Annotated in this window: 8 protein-coding genes; 4 read left to right on the top strand and 4 right to left on the bottom strand. The window is 71.7% G+C overall.

What is annotated here, in order from left to right; all coding sequences use genetic code 11:
- Window positions 1–127: 127 nt before the first annotated feature.
- A complete protein-coding gene (locus DQW85_RS29060; protein WP_205315495.1) occupies window positions 128–577 on the top strand; it encodes a hypothetical protein in 450 nt (149 codons plus the stop codon).
- 53 nt (window positions 578–630) lie between these two features.
- Here the strand turns inward: DQW85_RS29060 and DQW85_RS29055 are convergent, their stop codons facing one another.
- The gene (locus DQW85_RS29055) at window positions 631–1089 is read right to left on the bottom strand and encodes a protein-tyrosine phosphatase family protein (RefSeq protein ID WP_113703042.1); all 459 of its coding nucleotides are present in this window, start codon (window positions 1087–1089) and stop codon (window positions 631–633) included.
- A 132-nt stretch (window positions 1090–1221) separates the two neighbouring features.
- Here DQW85_RS29055 and DQW85_RS29050 point away from each other — a divergent pair, with 132 nt between their 5' ends.
- Together DQW85_RS29050 and DQW85_RS29045 are read left to right on the top strand one after the other, a co-directional pair.
- Window positions 1222–1518: a helix-turn-helix transcriptional regulator gene (locus DQW85_RS29050; protein ID WP_113703043.1), complete on the top strand. Its 297-nt coding sequence runs from the start codon at window positions 1222–1224 to the stop codon at window positions 1516–1518.
- 51 nt (window positions 1519–1569) lie between these two features.
- Window positions 1570–2169: a TetR/AcrR family transcriptional regulator gene (locus DQW85_RS29045; RefSeq protein ID WP_113703041.1), complete on the top strand. Its 600-nt coding sequence runs from the start codon at window positions 1570–1572 to the stop codon at window positions 2167–2169.
- A 27-nt stretch (window positions 2170–2196) separates the two neighbouring features.
- On the opposite strand, the gene DQW85_RS29040 is transcribed toward DQW85_RS29045, so the two are convergent.
- The 3 genes from DQW85_RS29040 to DQW85_RS29030 form a co-directional block, all read right to left on the bottom strand.
- Window positions 2197–3408, bottom strand: a complete 1212-nt coding sequence (locus tag DQW85_RS29040) for a cytochrome P450 (RefSeq protein ID WP_113703040.1) — start codon at window positions 3406–3408, stop codon at window positions 2197–2199.
- Between the two features lie 106 nt (window positions 3409–3514).
- Window positions 3515–4117: a TetR/AcrR family transcriptional regulator gene (locus tag DQW85_RS29035; protein ID WP_162795463.1), complete on the bottom strand. Its 603-nt coding sequence runs from the start codon at window positions 4115–4117 to the stop codon at window positions 3515–3517.
- Between the two features lie 102 nt (window positions 4118–4219).
- Complete coding sequence (locus DQW85_RS29030) at window positions 4220–5365, bottom strand: DUF418 domain-containing protein (RefSeq protein WP_113703038.1); 1146 nt, start codon at window positions 5363–5365, stop codon at window positions 4220–4222.
- Window positions 5366–5560: 195 nt separating this feature from the next.
- On the opposite strand from DQW85_RS29030, the gene DQW85_RS29025 reads away from it, so the two are divergent.
- Window positions 5561–5847, top strand: a 287-nt coding sequence (locus DQW85_RS29025) for a hypothetical protein (RefSeq protein ID WP_205315494.1), incomplete at its 3' end; no start/stop codon positions are given.

The raw sequence follows: 5847 nt of genomic DNA, 5'->3' as shown, positions 1-5847 counted from the left end.
CGACCCCGGCACCACCCGCATGACCCGCTTCCTGGAGACCAAGACCATCTGGCACCCCACCGGCATCTGACCAGCCCAGCCCTCACGGATTGTCGTATTTCGACCTCGGTGAGAAGATTAAGAGGCGATGTCCACGGATCTGGCAGTCATCATCAACGATCGGCCGGGAGAGCTGGCCCGCCTGGGGGAGGTCACCGGCCAGGCCGGCGTGAACATCGAGGGCCTCGCCGCCTTCACCGGCGACGGCAAAGGGATCGTGCACGTTCTGGTCGACGACACGGCCGCGCCCCGGTGCCGGGAGGCGCTCGAGAGCGCGGGCATGGGCGTCGCGGACGAGCGTCCGGTGCTGGTGGTGGACATCGAGGACCGCCCGGGCACGCTCGGGGAGCTGACCAGGCAACTCGCCGACGCGAACGTCAACATCGACCTCGCCTACACGATCTTCGGCGGGGTCAAGGTCGTCATCGCCACCGACGACGTGGAGAGCGCCCTGGCGGTGCTCGAAGGGCCGACGAGCGTGCGGGTGCGCAGGCGCGAGGAGGCGGGCGCGGCGAGCATCTGGGATCAGCCCGGCTGACCCGACGGCGCGGGGGCGGCCACACGGGCGCGGGCGCGACGAGTGGTCGGATGTCAGCGGGTGAAGCGTCGCACCCAGGCGCTCTGCCACGGCGTCTCGACCGCTCGATGGTGGTAGTGGGCCCGCGTCCAGGCGACGGCCTCCTCGGCGGGCAGCCCGGCCATGACCGCGAGGCAGGCGATCATGGTGCCGGTGCGGCCTACGCCGCCGCCGCAGGCGACCTCGACCGGCTGCCCGGCCCGTGCCTTGGCGTGCACGGCGCGGATCCGGTCGGCGGCGCCGTCACGGTCGCGGGGCAGGAGGAAGTCGGGCCACTCGATCCAGTGGTGCGGCCAGGACAGCCGGTCCTCGTGACGCCGCCGCAGCCGCCCGCCTCCCGCGTACAGGCCGTACCCGGGAAGGGGGCCGGCCGGGAGGGGATTGCGCAGGCCGCGCCCGCGCACCCAGGAGCCGTCGGGGAGTCGGATCGCCCCAGGGAGCGGCGAGCCGGGATCGGCCGGGGAATCGGTCATGCCCCATCTTGGCGCGTTCCGCCCCCGGACCGCACGTCGCCCCCGATCACGAAGAGGTGGCCCCCCACATGAAGCGTGTAGGACAATACAGGAAAGTCCTTTCGCCATAGGCCGCCTACCGGAGTGAGCTTCATGGGCAGGAACGCCGAGCCCCGTTGGACCTTCCTCACCAACCACGCCCGCGTGCTGCTGGAGATCGCCCGGAACCCGCAGGTGCGGGTGCGCGACATCGCCGCCTCCATCGGGATCACCGAACGGGCGGCGCAGGGCATCGTCACCGACCTCAAGGAGGCCGGGTACGTCGATCCCGTCAGGGTGGGCCGGCGCAACCACTACAGCGTGAACGCCGGCCAGGGGTTCCGGCACCCGACCGAGGCCGACATCCCGGTGCGGGCGCTGATCGACATGTTCACGGACCGCGAGCGATGACCGGGATCAGCGGATAATTACGATACAGTGCTGTGCTGTATCGTACGTGCCATGACCAGCAGCACGCAGTCCCAGCGGCCTCCGGGCCGGCCGCGCAGCCGCGACGCCGACGAGGCGATCCTCGCCGCCGCGCTGGAGCTGCTCATCGAGAGCGGCGCGGGGGCCACCAGCATCGAGCGGGTCGCCCAGCGGGCGGGCGTCACGCGGGCCACGGTCTACCGGAGGTTCCCGGACAAGACCGCCCTGCTGGTCGAGGCGATCGAGTCGATGCACACCGACCACGACCCGGGCGCGCTCGACTGGGCCGGCGTGGAGCACATGCTGGCCGACTGGGCCGGCTACCTGAGCCTGCCGCAGGGCCGCCGGATGCTCCGCCGCCTGTACGGCGCGGTGGACGACCACCCCGAACTGCTGGAGGCGTACCGGAACGCGCACGGCAGGCGGCGCGCGGCGGCGGTGCGCGCGACGCTGGAACGGGCCCGCGCCGACGGCCTGCTCCCCCGCGACAGCGACCTCGACGTGGTCCAGCAGATCCTCAACGGGGCGGTCCTCCACCACCTCGGCGACTATCCCGACGACGAGAGCGCCGCTGCCGTGGAGGCATACCTGACCGCGGTGCTCCGGCAGGCGGGCTACCGGCCGTCGGGGTAGCGGCCGTCGGGGTAGCGGACCATGTGGTCAGGTCGTGGTGGCGAAGCGCAGCGGCATGTGCTTGATGCCGTTGATGAAGTCGGAGCGCATCCTCCTGACCGGCCCGGTGTGCTCCGCCTCGGGGAAGCGGCGGAGCAGTTCCCTGATCATGGAGGAGATCTGCAGCCGGGCGAGGTTGGCGCCGAGGCAGAAGTGCGGGCCGCCGCCGCCGAAGGTCACGTGGTCGTTGGGGGTGCGGTGGATGTCGAACGTGTACGGGTCGCGGAAGACGTCCTCGTCGTGGTTGGCGGAGGCGTAGAAGGTGACCACCTTCTCCCCCGCGGCGATCGGCTGGCCGCGCAGCTCGGTGTCGCGCGTCGCGGTGCGCCGGAAGTTGTGGATCGAGGAGCCCCACCGCAGGAACTCCTCGGTGGCGGTGCGCCAGAGTTCCTCGTCGTCGAGGTTGGCGGCCAGCTCGCGGTAGCTGTCCGGGTGCGCGATGAGGGCGTGCATGGCGTGCGCGATGAGGTTGCGGGTGGTCTCGTTGCCGGCGACGCACAGGATGACGAAGAACGCGTCGATCTCGTCCCTGGTGAGCCGGTCGCCGTCGATCTCGGCCCGCACCAGGGCGGTCAGGATGTCGTCGCGCGGGTTCGCGCGGCGCTCGTCGACCAGCCCGTCGCAGTAGGCGAAGATCTCGGCTCCGGCGATCTCGCCGTCCTCCGGCGTGGTGCGGAAGTCAGGATCCTGGAAGCCGACCATGCGGTTGGACCACTCGAATATCTTGGCGTGGTCCTCCTCGGGCACTCCGACCAGGTCGCAGATCATCTGGAGCGGCAGGTACTCGGCGACGTCGGTGACGAACTCCACCTCTCCACCCCTGGCGAGCACGCCGTCGGCGATGCTCTCGGCGCGTGACCGGACCTTCTCCCTCAGCCGGGCGATCATCTTGGGGGTGAAGCCCGCGCTCACCAGCCTGCGGTAGCGGGTCTGTTTGGGCGGGTCCATGTTCAGCAGCATCAGGCTCGCGACCTCGATCATCTCCGGCGGCTGGGTGCGGATGAAGGTCGTGCCGAGCTCGGTGGACCAGGTCTGCGCGTCACGGCTGATCGCCTTGACGTCGTGGTACCTGGTGACCGCCCAGAAGCCGGTGTCGCCGGGGACCTCGTGCCAGTGGACGGGCGCGTTCTCGCGCAGGTAGGCGAACTGGTCGTGCGGGACGTGGCGTTCCCAGGTGTCTTCGAGGAGGTTGATCCGCATGGCGGCTCCCTTTCGGCGCGTGGTCGGGAGTGTTCTAGGCGGTGTTCCAGGCGGTGTTCCAGGCGGTGTTCCAGGCGGTGTTCCAGGGGGTGTTCCAGGGGGTGTTCTAGGGGGCGGGCAGTCCGAGCAGGTCGCGCAGGGCGTCCACGACCGCGCGGAGCTCGACCGCCGGCGGGTCGAGCCGGTGCTGGACCGCGCAGCCGATCAGCACCCCGAGCACCGCCGTGGCCGTCCGCTCCGGTGAGCGGCGCAACGGCACTCCGGCCAGCCGGGCCCAGTCGGCCAGTCCGTCGGCCAGGCGGGCGCGGATGCCGGCGTAGCGCCTGGCGAGGGGCTCGCCGATGGCGGGATCGCGCGCGCCGTGCAGCCACAGCTCCAGTTCGAGCAGGAGCCATGACGCACCGCGATCCCCATCCCCTCGGGTCAGCACGTCGAACAGGGCGGCCAGCCGGTCGTCGAGCTCGGTCATCCCGGCGAACGCGGCGAGCAGGTCGGCCGCCGTCTCGTCCTTCCACACCTCCAGCAGGGCGAGCAGCAGGCCCTCCTTGCCACCGAAGTGGTTGTAGAGGGCGCCGGTGGTGCGGTCGGCGACGCCGGCCACCGCCTCGGCCGAGACGGCGTGGAAGCCCTTCCGGGCGAACAGGTCGGCGGCGGCGTCGATCAGGCGGGCCCGGGTCTCGGCTCGCCGCTGATCCTGGGTGCGCGCCAACCCGGCCTCCGGGGGAAATATCGACCGGCCTACATATGTCCAGACCCAGATATATCCCCCGAACGAGCGCTTGGTCAAGACCTCGGTCCGGGACTCCTGCCGTCAGGCCCAGTTCGTGAGGCGGCGCAGGCCGTACTCGACCGGCCCGTACCGGTGGGAGCGCAGCCACCAGGCGCTGAGCGCCAGCAGCACCGCGTAGATCGCCGCGGCGACGCCCATCACCGCGAGGGGCGACAGCCGCCCGGCGAGCGCGAGGCCGTACCCGGTGAAGACGAGGCAGCAGAGCACGGACTGCCCGAGATAGTTGGACGCGGCGACCCGGCCCGCGGGCGCGAGCGCGCGGCCCACCGCGGGGAAGCGCCTGACCACCCGCAGCAGGGTGGCCACGTAGGCGGCGGTGAGCAGCAGGGAGGTCACGTTGTTCACCGCCAGGCCGAGCAGTTCCCACCTCGGCGAGCCGGTCGACCAGGCGAAGAAGGCCCCGCCCGGCAGGCCGACGCCGAACCCGATCCACTGGACGCGGGAGAGCAGGTGCCACCAGCGCTCAGGATCCTCCAGCAGCCGCCGCTTGCCCGCGGCCAGCCCCAGCAGGAACATGGCCAGCGCCGTCGGCCCCTGGAACAGCCAGATCATGATCGCGAGCGGTGGATACAGCTCGAACTGCATCCGCAGGACGTCCAGCGGCCCGCCGGTGGCCAGCCCGAGCACCCGGGCGGCCTCGGCGGGGTCGGCGGCGGGCATCCCCGAGGCCCCGGGGTCGAGGATGACCAGCCCGGCCAGGGCCAGCCAGAGCAGGGTCAGGACGCCGACGATGCCGGTCGCGACGACGACGGCCGTCCGCGGCCTGACGTTGCGCAGGGCCAGCAGGAGCAGCCCGAGCGCGGCGTACAGGGTGAGGATGTCGCCCACCCACAACAGCAGCCCGTGTGCCACGCCGATCAGGAACAGGCCGAGGCACCGCCGCAGGGTGCGCGCCCTGACGCTCGCCCCCGCCCGCTCCGCCGCGCGCATCTGCAGCGTGAACGAGTAGCCGAACAGGAACGAGAACAGGACGTAGAACTTCGTCAGCACGAGGGCGCTGATGACGTACGCCACCGGCCCGTCCGGCATGGGCATGGCGCCCGCCACGGCGTAGCCGGGGTCGGCGAAGAAGCCGATGTTCGCCACGAGGATCCCGGCCAGCGCGAACCCGCGTAACGCGTCGATCTCGTGCACCCGGCTGGCCGGTTGGGTCTGGAGCTGCGTCATGCCCCGACGCTAGGACCAGCCTGCTCCCGTCCGCATCGTCCCATGGTCTCCGCCTTGTCCGACCAAAGGCGCATAGGCGATGACCTTCGTGCGAGCCGATCGACGCCCCTCCGCGACTCGCGGGCGGCGGCCGGAGCGCAAAGCCGGGCCCGGGGCCGCGATCTCGCCCATAATGATCGCCATATGGCTGACCTGGTGAATCATGAGCAGGGTGACGACAGGCCGCCGTCGGCGTTCCGCCGGGCCGTGCCCGCCGCGCCGTTCCCGGTGTTCGAGCCCGAGCCGCCGCGCGGGATGGATCGGACGACGATGGCGGTGCTGCTGATCGTGGGGTCCGCGGTGGTGCTGGGGGCGTGGCTCGGGCTGCACCGGCCGGGGGCGGAAGGGCGGCTGGAGGCTGCGAGCTCGTCGGCCGCAGGGTCCGCGGGCGACGGTGCCCGGGCGGGGGCGGCAGGGTCCGCGTACGACGCCGCCGGACCAGG

It is taken from the genome of Nonomuraea lactucae (assembly GCF_003313395.1).
GTDB classification, from domain to species: Bacteria; Actinomycetota; Actinomycetes; order Streptosporangiales; family Streptosporangiaceae; genus Nonomuraea; species Nonomuraea lactucae.
Note: the sequence above shows the minus strand (reverse complement) of the source record. Positions and strands in the feature narration are given on the sequence as shown.